This is a genomic window from Micromonospora sp. NPDC047465 (genome assembly GCF_040643125.1).
GTDB lineage: Bacteria > Actinomycetota > Actinomycetes > Mycobacteriales > Micromonosporaceae > Micromonospora.
The window spans coordinates 263,501-283,614 of record NZ_JBEYTP010000001.1; the positions used below are offsets into that span (position 1 = coordinate 263,501).

A 20,114-nucleotide genomic window follows, 5' to 3' on the forward strand; every position below is an offset into this window, starting at 1 on the left:
CGGGATCAGCGTGCCGGACGCTCCGTCACGGCGTCGGCGTGGCGGAGCCCGAGCCCGCCGGCGCCGCACCGCACCAGATCCACACCTGGTCGTTCCACCTGCCCGTGCTGTCGCCGGGCGGGTCCTGGCGGGTGACGGTGCCGGTCCGGCCCGAACCGTACTGCGGGTAGAAGCCCTCGTCGACGAGGTCGTCCCCCGCCTCGTCGCAGTCGTCGCCCACCACGTCCGGCACCGTCGCGGCCGGGGCCGGACCGCTCACGTAGAGCGTCACGGTGCGCCCCGGCCGCACCTGCGTCCCGACGGCCGGGGAGGTGCGCTCCACCGTCCGCCCCGCGCCGCCCAGGAAGACCAGTCGCCAGCCCAACCGCCGCTCACGCAACTCGTCGCGGGCGTCGGCGAAGTCCTCCCCGACCACCTCGGGGACCGTCAGGCCGGCGGGGCGGGTCGGCGCGCTCGTCCGCGCCGGCGACGACGTCGACCGCCCCGGCGTCGGGTGGGCGGCGCTCCGGGTGCCGGTGGGCGCAGCGGCCGCCGCCGTGTCCGGCGGGGTGGGTCCGTCGTTCTCGCCGGCCAGGAGCCAGCCACCCGTCGCGCCGAGGGCGGCGAGCAGCACGACGGCCAGCCCGCCGCCGAGCAGCGTGGTCGTCCGGCCCGCCCCGGCGTCGTCCCGCGCGCCGGCGCCCTCGCCCGTGTACCCGTCCGTCATGCCGTCCACCGCCTCGATCACCGGCGACCGTACCCGCCCCCGCCAAGCCCGACGCGGTCGCGGTCACCCCCGGCGGAACCGTGACGAGTCGCCGCGCCGAGCACGGGACGTTACGCTCCCCGGCATGGCCAGACGGGGCTGGGGAGGATCGATCGCGATCGCGGTCGGCGTCGCTGCCGGCACGAGCGCGGCCCAACTGGGCTTCGGCTACGGGCTGGGCATCATCAACTGGGCACCGGCGGACGCCACCGCCGGCGCGACCGCCTGGGTGGCCGGCCTCGTCTGGGCCACCTGGATCGCGGCCACCTCGACGGTCTTCGGCGCGGTGTGCGCCCAGCGGCTGCGCGACCGCGCCCCGGTGCCCGGCGGCGCCCCCGACGACGCGACGGCGGTCGAGCCCGTCGCCGGGCCCGGCGACGGCGTCCTCCGGCGCGTCGCGCTCGCCGCGGCCGCCGGGGTGGGCGCGCTGGTCACCGTGCTGCTGGTGGCCGTGCCGGCGCGGATGGCCGTGGCAGCGGACACCGGCTCTCCCCGGAACGTCGCCGCCACGTACGCGGCGGTCGGCGTCCTGGTCGGGGTGTCGACGGCCGTCTGGGCCCTGCGCTCGCGGGCCACCGCCAACAACGTGATCGCCACCGTGGGCTGGCTCTGGCTGCTCGCCGTGGTCGCCGTGCTCGACGGGGTGCTGGCCGGGCGCGGGCTGACCAGCGCCCAGCTCGGCATCTGGCAGCTCAGCTCCGACGACGGACGGTTCTGGATCCGGGACTACTTCTACTGGCCCGGGGCGCTGCTGTCGCTCGGCTCCGCGCTGGTGATCGGGGCCCTGGCCGCTCGGGGCAGCGCCCGGCACGCCGACCGGCGGGTCGGGGCGGTCGCCTCGGGCGCCGCCGGTCCCCTGTTGGTCGCGATCGCGTACTTCCTGGCGGTGCCGAGGGTGACCGCGATCAGCCCGGAGCAGGTGTCCGCACACCTGATCGCCCCGTACGCGGTGATCGTCGGGGTCGGCGGTTCCGTCCTGGTCGCCCAGCGGGCCGCCCGGCGGGACGCTGGGCGCGACCCGGTGCCGGTGCCGCGACAGCGCATTGGCGAGCCGTCCGTCGTGCCCGGTGACCCGGTACCGGAGGAGCACGGCCCCCCGGCCCGTGCCGACACCGGTGCCCTTCACCCGACGTCCGACGCCCCGGAGCGGGCCGGGGAACCGGCCGCGCCGACCGGGGAACCCGCCGCACCGGCTTCCGGGGCGGACCCCGCGGTGCCGACGTCCGACGGGCAGCCCGTCGCGTCCCTGGACCCCGACCCCGAGGATCGCGGGCCCGACGGCCGCCGTCCCCGGGCCGGCCGCCGCACCCGCTGAGGGAGCGCGGGCGGACCTCACGGGTGCCGGGCGGCGGCGCCCCCACCGGGCCCACCCGGGTCCCGCCCCGGCGGGGTCGGTCAGTCGACCGGCCAGGTGTGCACGGGCTCGTTGCCGCGTTGCAGCTCGGCGTAGCGCTGCACCATGTGGTGCAGGGCGGCGTCCCGGTCCATGCCCCGGTGCCGTTCGGCCGCCCAGACCGCCTCGGTCTGCCAGACGGCGCCGTTGCGGCCCGACCGGCAGCGCTGCTCGATGATGCCGAGCAGCCGGTCGCGTTCGGCCGACGCCACCCCGAACCGGTCCAGCCCGGCGGCGGCCTTGGGCAGCAGGACGTCCAGGACCAGCTTGGTCACCGGCACCTCGCCGAGACGGGGCCAGTGCAGGACGGCGTCCATGCCGCGCCGGGCGGCGGCGTGGAAGTTCTCCTCCGCCGAGCTGAAGGTGAGCTGGCTCCAGATCGGCCGTTCCGCCTCGGCCAGCCCCCTGGCCAGGCCGAAGTAGAAGGCGGCGTTGGCCAGCATGTCGACCACGGTCGGGCCGGCCGGCAGCACCCGGTTCTCCACCCGCAGGTGCGGGCGGCCGTTCATGATGTCGTAGACCGGCCGGTTCCACCGGTAGACGGTGCCGTTGTGCAGGCGCAGCTCGCCCAGCTCCGGCACGCCGCCGCCGTGCAGCACCTCGACCGGGTCCTCGTCCTCGCAGATCGGCAGCAGCGGCGGGAAGTAGCGGACGTTCTCCTCGAACAGGTCGAAGATCGAGGTGATCCAGCGTTCCCCGAACCAGACCCGAGGGCGTACGCCCTGGGCCTTCAGCTCGTCCGGCCGGGTGTCGGTGGCCTGCTCGAACAGGGCGATCCGGGTCTCCGCCCAGAGTTGCCGGCCGTAGAGGAACGGCGAGTTCGCCCCGACGGCCACCTGCACCCCGGCGATGGCCTGGGAGGCGTTCCAGTAGTCGGCGAAGCTGTCCGGAGCGACCTGGAGGTGGAACTGGAGGCTGGTGCAGGCGGCCTCGGGGGCGATCGAGTCGGTGTGGGTCTGCAACCGCTCGACACCCCGGATGTCGAGTTCGATGTCCTCGCCGCGAGCGCCGACGATCTGGTCGTTGAGCACCCGGTAGCGCTCGTCGGTGGAGAGGTTGTCCACCACCAGGTGCCGCTCGGTGAGGGTGGGCAGGATGCCGACCAGGACGATCTTCGCGTCCGACCGGGTCGCCCGCTCGTCGGCCCGGGTGAGGCTGCTGCGCAGGTCCCGCTCGTAGTCGGCGAAGCCCGACCCCTCGATCAGCCGGGGTGGCGCGTTCAGCTCCAGGTTGAACTGTCCCAGCTCGGTCTGGAAGAGCGGGTCGGCGATGTCGGCGAGGATCTGGTCGTTGCGCATCGCCGGCTCGGCGGACGAGTCGACCAGGTTCAGCTCGATCTCCAGCCCGGTCATGGGGCGGTCGGCGTCGAAGCCGAAGTCGTCCAGCATCAGGGCGAAGACGTCCAGGCACCGCCGGACCTTCTGCCGGTAACGGACCCGGTCCTCCCGGGAGAAGGCGCCCTGCTCGACGTCCCTGCCCATGTTTCCTCCCGGCGCGAGGCGCAGTCGGGACCACGCCGGGCCCGGAATGCGCGTGGTGAACCATCACGGTAAGAGCGCCGACCTCGCCGGGACCAGAGGCGGAACCCGGCTGTCCAGCGGCCGGGACGGCCGCAGCCGGCCGGCCAGCACGCTCCCGGCGGCATCTCTACCCAGCCCGTACGGCCCGCTACGCGGACCGGGCCACGAATGAGTCGTGACAAATCGCACCGGCCGGGCTCTTGCCCCGTGGACACACATCGGGCCCGCGCCGTGGTGCGGCGCGGGCCCGGCTGCGGTACGGCGGATCAGGCCTGGCGGACGGCCTCGCCCTCGATCTCGATCTTGATCTTCTTGCCGACCAGCACGCCGCCGGTCTCCAGGGCGACGTTCCAGGTCAGGCCGAACTCCTCGCGGTCGATCTCGGTCGAGGCGGAGAAGCCGAAGATGTCCTGACCGAACGGGCTGCGGCCGACGCCCTCGAACTCGACCTCCAGGTCGACCGGGCGGGTGACGCCCTTGACCGTCAGCTCGCCCGAGAGGACGAACTCGTTGCCGTCGCGGGACTTGACGCCGGTGCTGCGGTACTCCAGGGTCGGGAACGCCTCGGCGTCCAGGAACTCCGGGCTGCGCAGGTGTGCGTCCCGGTCGGCCTGGTTGGTGTTGATGCTGGCGGCCTGGATGGTCGCGGACACCGAGGACTGCAGCGGGTCGTCGGCGACGGTGATGGTGGCGGAGGCGTCCGCGAACTCACCGCGTACCTTGCTGACCATCATGTGCCGGGCGACGAAGCCCACGCGCTTGTGCGCCGCGTCCAACGCGTAGGTGCCGGCGCTCGGGATGGTGAGGCCGTCCCAGTCGCGGGTAACCGGTGCGGTGCTGCTGGTCATGGAAACTGCCCTCCGTGGAAGCTTGGTTGAGTTGCTCAACGACTGCTGCAGCAACTATAGAGGCAGCAATATTCCTTGTGTCAAGTACTGCTAGGATGAACAGGTGAACCAGAACGCGTTCGACGATCCCCGGATCACCGCCGTCGGCCTGCTCTACGAGGCGCACGCCGGGCTGTCGGCCCGGTTCGCCGCCCAGTTCGAGGAGCACGGCCTCTCGCCCGTCGAGTTCGAGGTGCTGACCCGGCTCGCCCGCTCGCCGGGCAACCAGCTGCGGATGACCGACCTGGCCGCGCAGACCTCCCTCTCCACGAGCGGGGTCACCCGGGTGGTCGACCGGATGGAGCGCGACGGCCTGCTCACCCGGCGCGCCTGCCCCTCCGACCGGCGCAGCTCGTACGCGGTGGTCACGGCCGCCGGCATGCAGCGGCTCGACGAGACCATGCCCGGGCACCTGCGCATCATCGAGCAGTGGTTCACCGGCCAGCTCGAACCGGCGGCGCTGGACGCCCTGCTCGACGGCCTGCGCCGGGTGCGGGACGCCGTCCACCCGGGCGCCACCGCCGGGAGCAGCGAGTCGGCCCCGACCGGGGACGGCGCGACCGCCCCGGCCTGACCGGTCGATCAGGACGCGACCGGGCACCGGCAGAAAGAGCGGCAGAAGTGCCGCGCCCACGGGAGATAGTCGATCAAACCGGACGGGGTCGCGAGCGCGCGGTGGCTAGTCTTCGGGCAGTGGGGACGCACCGGGGGGTGACGGCGCGGGCGACGAGCGAGGGGTAGCAAGAGGGGCTTCGTCGCCCGCGCCACCCCCGGCCCGCTCCGCGGGGCGCACCCACTCCCGGTCACGGCGCGGCCAGCCGTGGCCGGTCTACGTGGTCGCGGGGCCGCCGCCGCGCCGGCCCGCCGTCAGCGCGTAGAGCAGTTCCTCCTCCTGCGGCAGCAGTCGGATGCCGCTGCGACGGCAGGCCCCGTCGAGGCGGTCCAGCACGGTGGGGTCCGCCGTGCTCGCGGCCAGTCCCACCAACGCCTCCACCACGTCGCGCCGGTGCTGGCCCTCGGCGCCGGCCTCCGCGGCGGCGGCGAACCACTCCGCCGCCAGCTCGCGATCGCCCCGGCGCAGGGCCAGGTTCCCCTCGATCAACGCGCAGATCCCGTCCTCGGGGCGTGTCCCGCGCACCGGCGCCCGGCGCGCACCCCCGGGCCACCCGGCCTCCCCGAGACGCGGCGACGGCGGCACCGGGGTCGCGGTCGGGCGCAGCTCGGCCAGCACCTCGGCCGCCTCGGTGGGGCGCCCGTCCCGGGCCAGCGCCAGGCCCACGGTGCCGAGCACCCGGCGACGGTGGCCGGGGTCGCCGAGGTCGGCCAGCGCCGCCAGCACCCGCCGGCCCTGGTCGACGGCGTCGGCGTACCGGCCCTCCAGGCGGGACACCTCGGCGAGTTCGGCCCGCGCGAGCACCCGCAGCCACTGCTCCCCGCACTGCGCGGCGAGCCGGTCGACCGCGGCCAGCCGGCGGCGGGCTGCCGCGAGGTCGCCGACCCGGATGTCGTGCCAGGCGAGGTTGTTCTGCGCCACCGCCATGTCCCGGACCCGGCCGCCCCGGGCGGCCAGCGCGAGCACCGCCTCGGCCTGCTCCCGCGCCTCGTCGTGCCGGCCGACGGCGACCAACAACGCGCAGAGCACGGCCCGCGCCTCCACCTCCCCGGTGACGTCGCCGGCGTCCCGGAACGCGGCCAGCGCCGCCAGCGCCGCCGGCACCTCCTCGGCCCCGGCGCCGTGCTCGGCGGCGAGCCGGGCCACCCCCAGGGACGCCCAGGCCCGCAGCACCGGGTCGGCGTCGGCGGTACGCGGGTCCGCCAGCAGCCGGCGCAGCCACTGCCGGCCGGGGACGTCCCGCCCCCGGAAGCGCCACCACCGGGACAGCGCCGCCGCCAACCGGAGCGCCGTCAACGGGTCGTCGACGGCGGCGTGCGCCAGGGCGGAGCTGATGTCGCCGCTCACCTCGTCCAGCCGGTGCACCGCGGCCGGCAGATCGGCGCCCGCCAGCTCCGGCGCGGTCCGGGCCACCAGGCGCGCGACGACCCGGGCGTGCCGACGCCGGATCGCGGTCAGCTCGCCGGCGCCGGTGGCCTGCTCGGCGGCGAAGTCCCGTACGGCGTCGAGCAGGCGGAACCGGAACGGCCCGGTGCCCCGGACGCTCAGCAGGCCGAGCTCCAGGAACCGGTCCAGCAGCGGGACCGGGTCCACCGCGACCGTGCCGTCCCGGTCGGCGTCGTCGGCGAGCACCTCCTCGGCCAGCTCGACCGACCAGCGGTTGCCGAAGGCGGCGAGCCGGCGCAACGCGGCCCGCTCGGCGGGGGCGAGGAGACGGTAGCTGGTGGCCACCGCGTCCCGCAGTGTCTCGGCCACCGCCGCCCGGGGGCCCTCCGGGCGGCTTGGCTCCGCCGTGTCCCAGCCCGGACGCTCGGCCGTCCCCGACGAGGTGGCCAGGTCGAGGACGTGGTCCCCGTACCGGTCGAGCAGCTCGTTGAGGTCGAGGATCCGGCCCCGGGCCGCCATCAGCTCGATGGCCAGCGGCAGGCCGCCGAGGCGGCGTACCAGCGCGGCCAGGGCGGGCAGCTCGGCCGGGCCGGGCGGCTCCCGGCGGACCTGGGCGAGCCGGGCGGTGAACAGCGCCACCGCGGGGTAGTCGGCCAGCGCCGACGGGCCGACCCGCTCGCTCCCCGGCGGGGGTACGTCGAGCGGGGAGACCGGCCACACCCGCTCCCCGGGCAGACCTACCGGGTGCCGGCCGGTGACCAGCACCCGCAGCGACGGCACCGCGCCGACGAGCCGGTGCACCGTCTCGGCGACGGCATCGGGCGCTCGCTCGGCCGCGTCCACGAGCAGCAGCGCCGGCCGGCCGTCGAGTCGGGCGGCCAGTTCGGGCATCCGGCCGACCCCGAAGACGGCCACGGAGGCGGCGAGCACGTCGGCGGCGTCGGAGCCCTCGCCGATGAGCACACCGGCCGCCCCGCCGGGGTACTGGTCGACGACCGCGTGGGCCACCGACAGGGCGAGCGCGGTCTTGCCGACGCCGGCCAGCCCGACCAGGCTCACCAGCCGGGGACCGCGCCCGTCGGTGAGCAGCCCGACCAGCTCGGCGAGGTCGGTGTCCCGGCCGATCAGCGCGACGGGGAGCGGGAGCGCGACCGGCGTACCGACGTGGTGGTCGGCGTCGAGGCGGGCCGTCGGCGCGCCGACCAGGGCGACCGGCGGCGCGGCCGGCGCCTGCCCCCGGGCGGCGGCGAGGAACGCCGACCGGGCGGCACCGGTCAGCTCCAGCGCGCCGACGAGCAGCTCGACGGTGGTGCGCTGCGGCCGGGACGACCGGCCCCGCTCCAGGTCACGGACGGTGCGGACACCGACGCCGGCCTGGGCCGCCAGCTCGGCCTGGGTGAGGCCGGCGGCGAGCCGGTGCCCGCGCAACAGCTCCGGCAAACCGGTACGACCGCCCGGATGCCGCGAACGATCATGCACCGGAGTCATGGGCAGGAAGAGTACGGACGGGGTGCGACCGGCGGCAGCCGAGCGTCGCCCTGCCGACGCTGCCGTGCGGATATCCGACAGCGGGCCCGGCCGTGGGCCGGTCGACGGGGACGCGGGGCCGGGGCCCGCCGTGGCCGGTCGCCGGAAGCGCGGGGGCCGGGTCCGGCGGCGGGGGTCGACTGCCCGACGCCGCCGGACCCGGCGACGTCACATGCCCAGGTCGCGCGCGATGATCATGCGCTGCACCTCGGACGTACCCTCGCCGATCTCCAGGATCTTGGAGTCACGCCAGAAGCGCGCCACCGGGTACTCGTTCATGAAGCCGTAGCCCCCGTGGATCTGGGTCGCCTCCCGGGCGTTGTCGACGGCGACGGTGCTGGCGTGCAGCTTGGCGATGGCGGCCTGCCGCTTGAACGGCTCGCCGGCGAGCATCCGGGCGGCGGCGTCGTAGTAGGCCAGCCGGGCCGTGTGCGCCTTCATCTCCATGTCGGCGATCTTGAACTGGATCGCCTGGTAGTTGCCGATCGGCTGGCCGAACGCCTGGCGCTCCTTCGCGTACCTGATCGACTCGTCGACGCAGCCCTGGGCGAGGCCCACGGCCAGGGCGGCGATGGCGATCCGGCCCTCGTCGAGGATGCGCAGGAACTGGGCGAAGCCCCGGCCGCGCTCGCCGAGCAGGTTGGCCGCCGGCACCCGGCAGTCGTCGAAGGTCAGCTCGTGGGTGTCCGAGGCGGTCCAGCCGACCTTGGAGTAGCCCGGCGCGACGCTGAAGCCCGGGGTGCCCGAGGGGACGATGATGGTGGACAGTTCCTTGGCGCCGTCCGGGCGGATGCCGGTGACCGCGGTGACGGTGACCAGGGCCGTGATGTCGGTGCCCGAGTTGGTGATGAACGCCTTCGAGCCGTTGATCACCCACTCGCCCGTGGCCTCGTCGAGCACCGCGCGCGTCTGCGTGCCGCCCGCGTCCGAGCCGAAGCCGGGCTCCGTGAGGCCGAAGCCGGCCAGCGCCTCGCCGCTGAGCAGCTTCGGCAGCCACTGCGCCTTCTGCTCCTCGGTGCCGAAGCGGTAGATCGGCATCGCGCCCAGCGACACCGCCGCCTCCAGGGTGATCGCCACGCTGGAGTCGACCCGGGCCAGCTCCTCTAGGGCGAGGCAGAGCGCGAAGTAGTCGCCGCCCATGCCGCCGTGCTCCTCGCCGAAGGGCAGCCCGAACAGGCCCATCTTGCCCATCTGCCGGATCACCTCGTACGGGAAGGTGTGCTTCTCGTAGTGCTCCGCGATGACCGGGGCCACCACCTCGCGCGCGAATTCCCGCACGCTCTCCCGCAGCGCCTCTTGCTCCTCGGTGAGCCGGAAGTCCATGGATTCCTCCTGTGTGACGGGCCGCCGGGCGCTCGTGACGCCGGGACGGGTCGCTGGTGCGGGTCGGTCCCGCGCCGGCCGGGTGGGGTCGGCGGCGGGATCAGACCGGGGTGACGCCGTGCCGGCGCCGGGAGAAGTGCCGCTCCTTGGTGCGGGCGGCGGCGAACCGGCGGGTCAGCTCGGCGCGCAGCTCGTGCGGCTCGACGATCGCGTCCACCACCAGTTCGCTGGCGAGCCGGACGATGTCGATGTCACGCTCGTACTCCTCGCGCTTCGCGGCGACGAAGGCGGCCCGCTCGGCCTCGTCGGCGATCGCGGCGATCTTGTTGGCGTAGACCGCGTTGACCGCCGCCTCGGCGCCCATCACCGCGATCTTGGCGGTGGGCAGCGCGATCGTGGCGTCCGGCTCGAAGCCGGGCCCGGCCATCGCGTAGAGGCCGGCGCCGTACGCCTTGCGGACCACCACGCAGATCTTCGGCACGGTGGCCTCGGAGATCGCGGTGATCATCTTGGCGCCGTGCCGGATGATGCCCTGCTTCTCCACCGCGCTGCCGACCATGAACCCGGGCACGTCGGAGAGGAAGAGCAGCGGCACGTTGAACGCGTCGCAGAGCTGCACGAACCGGGTCGCCTTGTCGGCCGAGTCGACGAAGAGCACCCCGCCCTTGAACATGGAGTTGTTGCCGACCACGCCGACGACCTCGCCGTTCAGCCGGCCGAAGCCGATGGTCAGCTCCTTGGCCCAGAGCGCCTGGATCTCGAAGAAGGAGCCGTCGTCGAGCAGACCCTTGACGTACCGCCGCATGTCGAACGCCTGCCGCTCGCTCGCCGGCACCAGCGCGGCGAGGTCGGCCTTCTCCGGCGCGGGCACGGCCTCGGCGGCCGGCGGCGCCTGCGTCCAGTTGGCCGGGAGGTAGGACAGGTAGCGCTTCACCACGTCGAGCGCGTCAGCCTCGGTCTTGCAGAGGAAGTGCCCGACGCCCGACTCGGCGCAGTGCACCTTGGCCCCGCCCATCGCCTCCAGGGTGGTCTTCTCCCCGGTGACCATCTCGACCATCCGGTCGGAGCCGAGGTACATGCTGGCGTTGCCGTCGACCATCGCGACCACGTCGCAGAACGCCGGAATGTACGCCCCGCCGGCCGCGCTCGGCCCGAACAGCGCGCAGACCTGCGGGATCGAGCCGGAGGCGCGGACCTGGTTCCAGAAGATCTTCCCGGCGCCGCGTCGGCCGGGGAACAGCTCGACCTGGTCGGTGATCCGGGCACCGGCCGAGTCGACCAGGTAGACCATCGGCACGCCGGTGGAGTAGGCCCGTTCGATGATCCGGATGATCTTCTCGACGGTCCGGGCGCCCCAGCTGCCGGCCTTGACCGTGGAGTCGTTCGCCATGAGGCAGACCTGGCGGCCGTCGATGGTGGCGGTGCCGGTGACCACGCCGTCGGCCGGCAGGCCCTCGGCCATCGCGTTGGCGTAGAGGCCGTCCTCGACGAAGGAGCCCTCGTCCACCAGGAGGGCGACCCGCTCCCGGGCGAAGAGCTTGCCCTTGGCGGCGTTCGCCGCGTGGTACTTGTCCGCACCGCCGGCCCGGGCCCGCTTGCGCAGCTGCTCCAGAGCCTCACCGTCGAGCGTCACGCCGACCCCCTACCGCCGCCACCGTGGCCCGCCGCCTCGTGGGCAACCGAACCGACCTGAACGATCGTTAGGCTAGCGCATCGGCCCGCCCCCGACACCCCTCAACCCCCACCCCGCCCCCTCGCGCCGCGATCTTGCACATCCGGCCCCGTTTCTGCGGCATTTGTGACTTACGCCCGGGCGGGGTGAGGGTGGGGGGAGGAGGGGTGGGGGTCAGGCGGGGTGGGGGGTCAGGCGGGTGCGGGGGCCGGCGCGGAGGACGCCGGAGGGGAGCTGACGGCCGACCAGGCGCTCGGCCAGCTCCGCCACCTCGATCAGGGCGGCCAGGTCGATGCCGGTGTCGATACCCATGTCGTGCAGCATGTGCACCGCCTCCTCCGTGGCGAGGTTGCCGCTGGCGCCCGGCGCGTACGGGCAGCCGCCGAGGCCGCCGACGCTGGCGTCGAACTCGGTCACGCCCAGCTCCAGCGCGGTGAGCATGTTCGCCAGCGCGGTGCCCCGGGTGTTGTGGAAGTGCAGCAGCACGGGAACCTGGGCGTTGCGGTCGCGTACGGCGGTCAGCAGCTCCCGGACGCGGCGGGGCGTACCCATGCCGGTGGTGTCGCCGAACGCCACGCGGTCGGCGCCGTCGCGGACCACCCGGTCCACGATGGCGGCCACCCGGGCCGGGTCGGTGTCCCCCTCGTACGGGCAGCCGAAGCTGGTCGCGATGATCACCTCGGCCTGTGCGCCGGCGCCGTGCAGCAGGTCGATCAGCTCGGCGATGTCGTCCAGCGACTCCTCGGTGGAGCGGTTGACGTTGCGCCGGTTGTGCGTGTCGCTGGCGGAGACCACCACCTCGATCTCGGTGAACCCGGCGGCGAGGGCGCGCTGCGCGCCCCGGGTGTTCGGCACCAGCGCGGAGTAGCGCACCCCGTCGGCCTTCGCGGCCCGCTGCCACACCTCGTCGGCGTCGGCCATCTGCGGAATCGCCTTCGGGTGCACGAACGAGACCGCCTCGATCCGCCGCACGCCCGTGCCCGAGAGGGCGTCGAGCAGCCGCACCTTGGCGTCGGTAGGGATCGGGTCCTCGTTCTGGAGCCCGTCGCGCGGCCCGACCTCCCGGATCGACACGAAGCCTGGCAGTTCCGTCATAAGGGGTCACCTCACTGTGACGTGGTGCGTGGTGGGTCCGTCCAGCGTCCCACCCGCACACCGCCCCCCGCGAGGTGGCTCACCGCACGTGCCGGTAACCGCCCCGATCGTCGGTCCACGTCGTCGCCGACGGCCGTCGGAAATACTTCGGCCACCCGTGCAACCGGTCGACCACCCGCTGAGCACCTATCGGTGAAGGGAGCGGGATGCGCGACGAGGAAGAGGAGCGGCGCCGGTTCAGCGAGTACTTCGCGGCCCGGCGTGAGCTGGTGCGGCGTACCGCATACCTGATGTGCGGCGACTGGCACTGGGCCGAGGATCTGGCGCAGGCCGCCTTCATCCGGCTCGCCGCGAACTGGCACCGGATCCGGGACCCGCAGGCGGTGGACGCGTACGTGCGCACCTGCCTGATCCGGGCTTACCTGTCGGAGACCCGGCGGGTGTGGCGACGCCGCGAGCGGACCGTCGCCGAGCCGCCCGACGTGGCCGGTCCCGACGACGCCGAGGCGACGGCCCGCCGGGTGGCCTTCGCCCAGGCGCTGCGACAGGTGCCACCGCGCCAGCGGGTGACCCTGATCTGCCGGTTCTACCAGGGGCTCGACGTGGCCGAGACGGCCGCCGCGCTGAAGTGCTCCGAGGGCACGGTCAAGAGCCAGACGGCGCGCGGTCTCGCGACGCTCCGCCAGCTTCTCGGCGACGCCGTTCCGAGCCTCGCCTGCGCCATGAAGGGAAGGGCATGACCGGGCTGCGTGAACTCTTCGAGGATGCCGCGGGATCGTCGGCGCGGCCGAGCCGGCTGACGGCGAACGAGGTGTACGACGCCGGCCGCCGCCGGCACCGTCGACGGCTCGCGGCGGCGACCGCCGCCGGGGCCACCGCCCTCACCCTGGTCGCCGTCGCCGCCGTGAACCTGCTGGCGCCGGTACCTGCGCCGGTCGACGGGCCACCCGCCGCCGGCCGGACCGCCCCGACCGGGGACCCCGATCCGGCGTCCGGAAGGCGGATCCGGTGGGCCCTTGCCGCCGACCAGAACCACCTCTACCTGTCCCTGTCGACGTGCACCGGCGGACCGTGCCAGAGGAAGCAGACCGTCGCCCTGGTGGGCTCCACGGACGGCGGCCGGACCTGGAGCGACCGGGGTACGCCGATCACGGTCAGCGCGCTGGCGGTGCTCGGTCCCGACACGCTGATCGCAGCCGTGCCCGGCATCCGGCCAGGCGCCGACCTGACCCTGCTGGCCAGCCTCGACGGCGGTCGCACCTGGGCCGCCGCCCGGTCCGCTGGTACGGCCGAGGCGGTGCCGGCCGGTGGTACGGCGATCTGCTGGTCGCCGCAGCTCGGGACGCCGTGCACCCTGCACGCCGTGGATCCGGCGACCCACCGGGTGGCACCACTGGCCGAGCAGCCGCCGCTGACGATGCGGACGGACGCGCTGCAGATCGAGGAGTCGGCCGGTCGCCTCCGGGTCGCGGGCACCGATCCTGTGACGGGCCGCCCCGCCGTCTCGACGAGTGCGGACGCCGGCCGCAGCTGGTCCACCCACGTCTTCGCCGACGCGCCGGCCTGCCCGGAGGAGAAGTGCGAGGCACCGCTGCTGGCGGTGACCGGGACGGCGACGACGTACGCCACGACCACCGGCGGGGACGTCCGGGCCGTCTACCGCACCGACGGCGCCGGCGGACGGTGGCAGCGGCTCACCGACGCCCACCTGCCGGACGAGCCGGCCACGAAAGGGTCGTTCGTGACCGCCGACGGCACCCACGTGCTGTTCCAGCTCGTGAACGGCCGAAACGCCGACGCCCGCCGCTACTGGGCGGCCCGGGACGGCGGCGCGTACCAGGCGGTCGAACTCGTTGGCCTGCCGACCACCGCCGGCCCGGTCCGTCGTACGCCGGACGGCTGGTTCTACGCCTCCGACGACGCCGTCGGCACCCTGTACGGCTCCACCGACGGCTGGCGCTGGTCGCCGGTGACCCGCCGCTAGCACTCACACACCCCCGGAGGGGCGACCCGCTGCGCTCCTCTCTGCTCGAAAAGATAGGAAACAGGTGATCTATTCCATGCCACCCCGCCGTCGACGGTCGTGGTTCGTCGGCCTCGGGGCCGCCACGTTGGTCGTCGCGCTCGCCGCCTGCGGCGCGGAGGACCAGCCACCGGCGGTCGCCACCGCGGGCGGCCCGGGCACCCCGCCGTCGACGTCGGCGGCCGTCACCGGAGTCGTCGCCGAGTACGTGGAGGCGCAGCGGCAGTGGGTCGCCTGCCTGCGCGAGCGAGGCTTCCAGGTGCCGGACCCGGACCCCCGGGGCAGGGTCGACCTGCGGGCGCCCGGTGTCCCGAAGAAGGGCGACCCGAAGTGGACGGAGGCCCAGAGGACCTGCGCGAAGTACAGCGTGCCGATCCCGGACGAGCTGGAGGAGAAGCCGCCGACGCTGACCGCGGAGGAGGTCGGGCACCGGCGTGCGTACGCCAGGTGCATGCGCGAGAACGGGGTCGCGGACTTCCCCGACCCGGGCGCGGACGGCTACTGGCCGCAGGACAACGACAACGGCGGCGGCCCCACGGTCAGCGAGCAGCAGGCGGCCGCCCAGCACCGGGCCGGCCAGATCTGCGAACCGGTGCTCCACGGCCAACCGTCGACCACACCCGACCCGAACGCCACCGGCCGCGGGTGAGCGACCCGATGGACCCGACCGAGGTGAGCCGCCGTCGCTCACGGCGGCGGCTCCGGGCCGCGGCCGGCGCCGGTCTCGTGTTGGTGACGCTCGCGCTGGCCGGCGCGGCGACCCTCGGCCTGGGTGGCCGCGGCGACACCCCGACGCCGGCCCGCACCGGGCCCGCCGCCACCGCCCCGATCACCCGGCAGACCCTGGTCCGGTCCGTGGCGCTGGCCGGCGAACTCGGCTACGGCGCGGCCACCCCGCTCGCCTCGCTCGCGGCCGGCACGGTGACCTGGCTACCCGAGGTGGGTGCCACGGTCCGGCGGGGCGAGGCCCTGCTGCGCGCCGACGAGCACCCGGTGGTGCTGCTGTACGGTGCCCTGCCGATGTACCGGCCGCTGACCGTCGGCGTACGCGGCTCGGACGTGCGGCAGTTCGAACGCAACCTCGCGGCCCTCGGGTACGGCGGCTTCACCGTCGACGACACCTTCTCCGCGAGCACCACCGCCGCGGTGAAACGGTGGCAGGACGACCTTGGGATACCGGACACCGGAACGGTGGACCGGGAGCGGGTGGTCTACGCCCCCGGCGCGATCCGCGTCTCCCAGCACCTGTTGCCCGTCGGCGCGAGCGCGACCGGCACCGTGTTGGCGTACACCGGCAGCACCCGGGTGGTGACGGTGTCCGCGGGCACCGGCGAGGCGGCCTGGGCGAAGAAGGGCACCAGGGTCACCGTGACCCTGCCGACCGGCGTCTCGATCGCCGGGAAGGTCGGGACGGTGGCCCCGCCGACCGCGCCCGCCGGCGGTCAGGGGCCGGCCGATCCGGAGCGGCCCGGCACCGGCTCGGCCACCGTCCAGGTCACCATCGCCGTCGCCGACCAGCGGGCGCTGGGCGGGCTGACCGACACACCGGTCGACGTCCGGTACGTCGCGCAACAGCGCGAGAAGGTGCTCACCGTTCCGGTCGACGCGCTGCTCGCCCTCGCCGAGGGCGGCTACGGCGTCGAGGTCACCGGGCCCGGTGGCACCCGGATCCTGCCGGTGCAGGCGGGGCTGTTCGCCGAGGGACGGGTCGAGGTGCAGGGCGATGGCCTGGCCGAAGGGCTGCTGGTGGGGGTGCCGGGATGAGCGGGTACGTCATCGAGCTGGCGGGTGTCTCCCGGACCTATCCGGACGGGGTGACCGCGCTGCGCGAGGTCGACCTGCGCATCGGGTACGGCGAAATGGTCGCCGTCGTCGGTCCGTCCGGCTCGGGCAAGTCGACCATGCTGCACCTGATCGGCACGCTGGACCGACCGTCGTCCGGCTCGGTGCGGATCGACCGGCACGACGTCTCGGCCCTCACCGACCGGGAACTGTCCGCGCTGCGCGGCACCCGGATCGGGTTCGTCTTCCAGCAGTTCCACCTGGCCGCCGGGATGCCGGTGCTGGACAACGTGGCCGACGGGTTGCTCTACGCGGGCGTACCGCTGCGGCAGCGGCGGCGGCGGGCCGAGGCCGCGTTGCGCCGGGTCGGTCTCGGCCACCGGCTCGACCACCGGCCGCACGAGCTGTCCGGGGGTGAGCGGCAGCGGGTGGCCGTCGCCCGGGCGGTGGTCGGCGAACCGGCGGTGCTGCTCGCCGACGAGCCGACCGGCAACCTCGATTCCGCCTCCGGCACATCCGTGCTGGCGCTGCTGCGCGGCCTGCACGAGCAGGGCACCACCGTCGTGGTCATCACCCACGACCAGCAGGTCGCCGCCGACCTGCCGCGCCGGGTCGTGCTGCGGGACGGTCGGGTCGTGCACGATTCGGGCCGGACACCGGCGGTGCCGGCGTGACCGGGCGCGCCGGCCCCGGGGCGCACGGCACCAGCCTGCCGGCCGCCGGTGCGGGTGGGCCCGGGAAACTGCGGCCGCGTCGGCTCTCCCCGGCCGACATCGCGCGGGTGGGCTCCGTCGGGCTTCGGACCCACCCGCTGCGGGTCGCGCTCACCGCCCTGGGCATCGCCATCGGCATCGCCGCGATGCTGGCCGTGGTGGGCATCTCCACCTCCAGCCGGGCCGAGCTGGACCGGACCCTGGACCGGCTCGGCACCAACCTGCTCACCGTGACGCCGGGGAAGACCCGGGCCGGGGAGAAGGCCGTCCTGCCCGAGCATTCGGTGGGCATGATCGCCCGGATCGGACCGGTCGAGTCGGTCGGCGCGACCGGTGCCGTCGACCGGGCCGTCTACCGCACCGACCGGGTACCGCCCGGCCAGACGGGCAGCATCGCGGTGTTCGCCGCGCAGCCGGAACTGCTCGACACGGTCGGCGCGACCGTCAGCTCCGGTTCCTGGTTCACCGCCGCGACCGCGGAGTACCCGACGGTCGTCCTGGGCGCCACCGCGGCGCGGCGGCTCGACGTGCCGAGGGTCGGGCTCCGAGTGTGGCTGGGCGGCGAGTGGTTCACCGTGGTCGGCGTGCTCGCGCCCGTGCCGCTGGCCGAGGAACTGGACTCGGCCGCATTGGTGGGCTGGCCGGCGGCGAGGTCCTACCTCCAGTTCGACGGCCGGCCGACCCGGGTCTACGTCCGCACCACGGAGAGCCAGGTCGCGGCGGTGCGCGCGGTGCTGGGACGGACCGCGAACCCGCCGGCACCGGATGAGGTGGTCGTGTCCCGCCCCTCGGACGCGCTGGCCGCCCGGCAGGCCACCGACACCGCGCTGAACGGGCTGCTGCTCGGGCTGGGTGCCGTCGCGCTCCTGGTCGGCGGCGTCGGGATCGCCAACACGATGGTCATCTCCGTTCTGCAACGCCGGGCGGAGGTGGGGCTACGGCGGGCACTGGGCGCCACCCGGGGCCAGATCCGCGTCCAGTTCCTCGCCGAGGCGCTGCTGCTCTCCGTCCTCGGTGGGATCGGCGGCACCCTGCTCGGGGCGGGGATCACCGCGCTGTACGCGTACAGCCGGCAGTGGCCCACGGTGGTGCCGGCCTGGGCGATGGCCGGCGGCCTGGGCGCGACGGTGCTGGTCGGTACGGCCGCCGGTCTCTACCCGGCGGTCCGCGCCAGTCGGCTCCCACCCACCACGGCTCTGGCCGGCCCCTGACGCAGCACGATCAGCACGATCATGAGGTTGGCGGTGCGATCCGGGAGGGACGCACCACCAACCTCACGATCGACCGGATTCCCCGGCGCCGGGCGCGGTCAGCGCATGCGGGAGACGATGCCGGTGTCGTAGTCGCCCGAGAGGAACTCCTCGTTCTCCAACAGCTCGGCGAAGAACGGAAGGTTGCACTTCGGGCCGGTCAGCTCGAAGCCGGCCACCGCGGCGCGGGCGCGGGCGATCGCCTCCGCGCGGTCCTTCCCGCTGACGATCAGCTTCGCCATCAGGCTGTCGTAGAACGGGGTGACCGTGTTGCCGGCGACGTAGCCCGAGTCGACGCGGACGCCCTCGCCGGCCGGCTCCGTCCAGGCCGTGATCGCGCCCGGGCCGGGCAGGAACCGCTTCGGGTCCTCGGCGTTGATCCGCAGCTCGATGGCGTGCCCGCGCGGGGCGAGCGCGTCCGGGTCGAAGGTCGGCGCCAGGCCGGCGGCCACCCGCAACTGCTCCTCGACCAGATCGACGCCGTAGACCAGCTCGGTGACCGGGTGTTCGACCTGGAGCCGGGTGTTCATCTCCAGGAAGAAGAACTCCTCGGACGCGGGGCCGTCGCCCTTGAGGTCCCGCTCACGCGGGACCAGCAGGCACTCCACCGTGCCCGCGTTGCGGTAGCCGACCGCCTCGCCGGCGCGCACGGCGGCGGCCAGGAAGCGCTCCCGCAGCTCGGGCGAGACCGCCGGCGACGGCGACTCCTCGACCAGCTTCTGGTTGCGCCGCTGCACCGAGCACTCCCGCTCGCCGAGGGCCACCACCCGGCCGTCGGCCAGGCCGAGGATCTGCACCTCGACGTGGCGTACCCGGGGGAAGTAGCGCTCGATCAGCACCGAGCCGTCGCCGAACATCCGCTCGGCGAACGCGCGCACCTTGTCGTACTCCGTGCGGAGCGCGGCCTCGTCGTTCGCCACGCCCATGCCCATGCCGCCGCCGCCGGCCGCGGCCTTGACCATCACCGGGTAGCCGATCTCCGCCGCCGCGGCCACGGCCGCGTCCAGGTCGGCCGCCGGGTCGGTGGTGCCGGGCGCCACCGGCACCCCGGCCGCCGCCATCAGGTTCCGGGCGTTGATCTTGTCGCCCATCGCGGTGATCGCGTCCGCGCCGGGCCCGACCCAGATCAGCCCGCTCGACTCGACCGTACGGGCGAAGTCCGCGTTCTCCGACAGGAAGCCGTAGCCGGGGTGGATGGCCTGCGCGCCGGTCGACTTGGCGGCGGCGAGGATGGCCTCGACGTTGCGGTAGCTCTGGGCCGGGTTCGCCGGGCCCACGCACACCGCCTCGTCGGCCTCGGCCACGAACGGCAGGCCGGCGTCGGCCTCGGAGTGCACCGCGATCGCGCGGACGCCGAGCCGCCTGGCGGTACGGATGATCCGGCGGGCGATCTCGCCCCGGTTGGCGACCAGCAGCGACTCGATCATTTTTCCTCCCAGCATCCGGGATCGGGACGGGTGCCAGGTAACCACGGCCGCCCGGTTACTGACGAGTCGCCCCCGGGACGCCCGGGGTCACCGTTCGAGGTGGGCCAGCAGGGCGGCCAGGGTGGCCGCGCGCAGCAGCTCGGCCCGGCGACGCCGGTCCACCTCGCCGCCGAGGAACGGCGTCGAGTTCATCAGGCCGAACGCGGCGTGGGCCAGCACCCGCGCCTCGCCGTCGGGCATGCCTGGGTGCAGCGCGGTCAGCACGGTCACCCACTGCTCGACGTAGAGCCGCTGGAGCCGGCGGATCCGGCGGCGGGGCTCGTCGGGGAGACGGTCCAGCTCGTGCAGGTGCAGGGCGATCACCGCCGGGTTCGCCAGCGCGAACTCGACGTGGAAGTCGATCAGCGACTCCAGCGCGCCGCGCGGGTCGTCGGGGTGGCCGGCGGAGCGTTGCTGACCGCCGGCGAGCAGCTCCTCGCTGACCGGGATCAGCGCGGCGACCAGCATCGCCTCCTTGCCGGCGAAGTGGTGGTAGAGCGCCGGGCCGGTGACCCCCGCAGCCGCGCCGATGTCGTCCATCGAGACGCCGTGGTAACCACGGGAGGCGAAGAGGCCGACCGCGATCTCCAGGATCTCGTCCTTGCGGGACCGACGCCGGCCCGACCCCGCGGTGCCGCTCGCCCTGCGTGCCTGCTGCTCGACCGTCACCGGGCAAGCGTAGACCGAGTCGCGGGCGACGTGGAGGCTCGGTTACCCAC

17 protein-coding genes are annotated in these 20,114 nt (G+C 74.6%); 8 read left to right on the plus strand and 9 right to left on the minus strand.

Going from position 1 to position 20,114, the window contains the following annotated elements; translation table 11 throughout:
• Positions 1-25 precede the first annotated feature (25 nt).
• Positions 26-706 carry a PASTA domain-containing protein gene (locus ABZ793_RS01340; protein ID WP_357450084.1) on the minus strand — a complete coding sequence of 227 codons (681 nt, stop codon included), beginning with the start codon at positions 704-706 and terminating at the stop codon, positions 26-28.
• Positions 707-830: 124 nt separating this feature from the next.
• Here ABZ793_RS01340 and ABZ793_RS01345 point away from each other — a divergent pair, with 124 nt between their 5' ends.
• Positions 831-2,060 (plus strand): hypothetical protein, encoded by a 1,230-nt coding sequence (locus tag ABZ793_RS01345; RefSeq protein ID WP_357450087.1) that lies wholly within the window; start codon positions 831-833, stop codon positions 2,058-2,060.
• Positions 2,061-2,140: 80 nt separating this feature from the next.
• Here the strand turns inward: ABZ793_RS01345 and ABZ793_RS01350 are convergent, their stop codons facing one another.
• On the minus strand, positions 2,141-3,619 hold the full coding sequence (locus tag ABZ793_RS01350) for a glutamate--cysteine ligase (RefSeq protein ID WP_357450089.1): 1,479 nt from the start codon (positions 3,617-3,619) through the stop codon (positions 2,141-2,143).
• A gap of 305 nt (positions 3,620-3,924) precedes the next feature.
• Complete coding sequence (locus tag ABZ793_RS01355; protein WP_357450092.1) at positions 3,925-4,506, minus strand: YceI family protein; 582 nt, start codon at positions 4,504-4,506, stop codon at positions 3,925-3,927.
• A 103-nt stretch (positions 4,507-4,609) separates the two neighbouring features.
• Here ABZ793_RS01355 and ABZ793_RS01360 point away from each other — a divergent pair, with 103 nt between their 5' ends.
• Positions 4,610-5,119, plus strand: coding sequence for a MarR family transcriptional regulator (locus tag ABZ793_RS01360; protein ID WP_350702351.1), 510 nt, complete (start codon positions 4,610-4,612; stop codon positions 5,117-5,119).
• A 255-nt stretch (positions 5,120-5,374) separates the two neighbouring features.
• Here the strand turns inward: ABZ793_RS01360 and ABZ793_RS01365 are convergent, their stop codons facing one another.
• The 4 genes from ABZ793_RS01365 to ABZ793_RS01380 form a co-directional block, all read right to left on the minus strand.
• Positions 5,375-8,032 (minus strand): helix-turn-helix domain-containing protein, encoded by a 2,658-nt coding sequence (locus tag ABZ793_RS01365; protein WP_357450096.1) that lies wholly within the window; start codon positions 8,030-8,032, stop codon positions 5,375-5,377.
• 207 nt (positions 8,033-8,239) lie between these two features.
• On the minus strand, positions 8,240-9,394 hold the full coding sequence (locus tag ABZ793_RS01370) for an acyl-CoA dehydrogenase family protein (RefSeq protein ID WP_357450099.1): 1,155 nt from the start codon (positions 9,392-9,394) through the stop codon (positions 8,240-8,242).
• Positions 9,395-9,494: 100 nt separating this feature from the next.
• Entirely contained in the window at positions 9,495-11,027 is a 1,533-nt protein-coding gene (locus tag ABZ793_RS01375; RefSeq protein WP_357450102.1) for an acyl-CoA carboxylase subunit beta, read from the minus strand.
• Between the two features lie 213 nt (positions 11,028-11,240).
• Positions 11,241-12,161, minus strand: a complete 921-nt coding sequence (locus tag ABZ793_RS01380; RefSeq protein WP_357450105.1) for a hydroxymethylglutaryl-CoA lyase — start codon at positions 12,159-12,161, stop codon at positions 11,241-11,243.
• Positions 12,162-12,367: 206 nt separating this feature from the next.
• On the opposite strand from ABZ793_RS01380, the gene ABZ793_RS01385 reads away from it, so the two are divergent.
• From ABZ793_RS01385 to ABZ793_RS01410, 6 genes are all read left to right on the plus strand, one after another.
• Positions 12,368-12,901: a SigE family RNA polymerase sigma factor gene (locus ABZ793_RS01385; RefSeq protein WP_357450109.1), complete on the plus strand. Its 534-nt coding sequence runs from the start codon at positions 12,368-12,370 to the stop codon at positions 12,899-12,901.
• Entirely contained in the window at positions 12,898-14,145 is a 1,248-nt protein-coding gene (locus ABZ793_RS01390) for a hypothetical protein (protein ID WP_357450112.1), read from the plus strand. Before ABZ793_RS01385 ends, ABZ793_RS01390 begins: the two co-directional genes overlap by 4 nt.
• Before the next feature lie 64 nt (positions 14,146-14,209).
• Positions 14,210-14,833, plus strand: coding sequence for a hypothetical protein (locus ABZ793_RS01395; protein WP_357450115.1), 624 nt, complete (start codon positions 14,210-14,212; stop codon positions 14,831-14,833).
• Positions 14,830-15,948, plus strand: a complete 1,119-nt coding sequence (locus ABZ793_RS01400; protein ID WP_357450118.1) for a peptidoglycan-binding domain-containing protein — start codon at positions 14,830-14,832, stop codon at positions 15,946-15,948. Before ABZ793_RS01395 ends, ABZ793_RS01400 begins: the two co-directional genes overlap by 4 nt.
• A complete protein-coding gene (locus ABZ793_RS01405; protein WP_357450121.1) occupies positions 15,945-16,640 on the plus strand; it encodes an ABC transporter ATP-binding protein in 696 nt (231 codons plus the stop codon). The genes ABZ793_RS01400 and ABZ793_RS01405 overlap by 4 nt, the downstream gene beginning before the upstream one ends.
• 68 nt (positions 16,641-16,708) lie before the next feature.
• Entirely contained in the window at positions 16,709-17,890 is a 1,182-nt protein-coding gene (locus ABZ793_RS01410) for an ABC transporter permease (RefSeq protein ID WP_357450618.1), read from the plus strand.
• A 98-nt stretch (positions 17,891-17,988) separates the two neighbouring features.
• Here ABZ793_RS01410 and ABZ793_RS01415 read toward each other — a convergent pair whose 3' ends face one another.
• Entirely contained in the window at positions 17,989-19,356 is a 1,368-nt protein-coding gene (locus ABZ793_RS01415; RefSeq protein WP_357450124.1) for a biotin carboxylase N-terminal domain-containing protein, read from the minus strand.
• 87 nt (positions 19,357-19,443) lie between these two features.
• Complete coding sequence (locus tag ABZ793_RS01420) at positions 19,444-20,064, minus strand: TetR/AcrR family transcriptional regulator (protein WP_350702372.1); 621 nt, start codon at positions 20,062-20,064, stop codon at positions 19,444-19,446.
• Positions 20,065-20,114 lie beyond the last annotated feature (50 nt).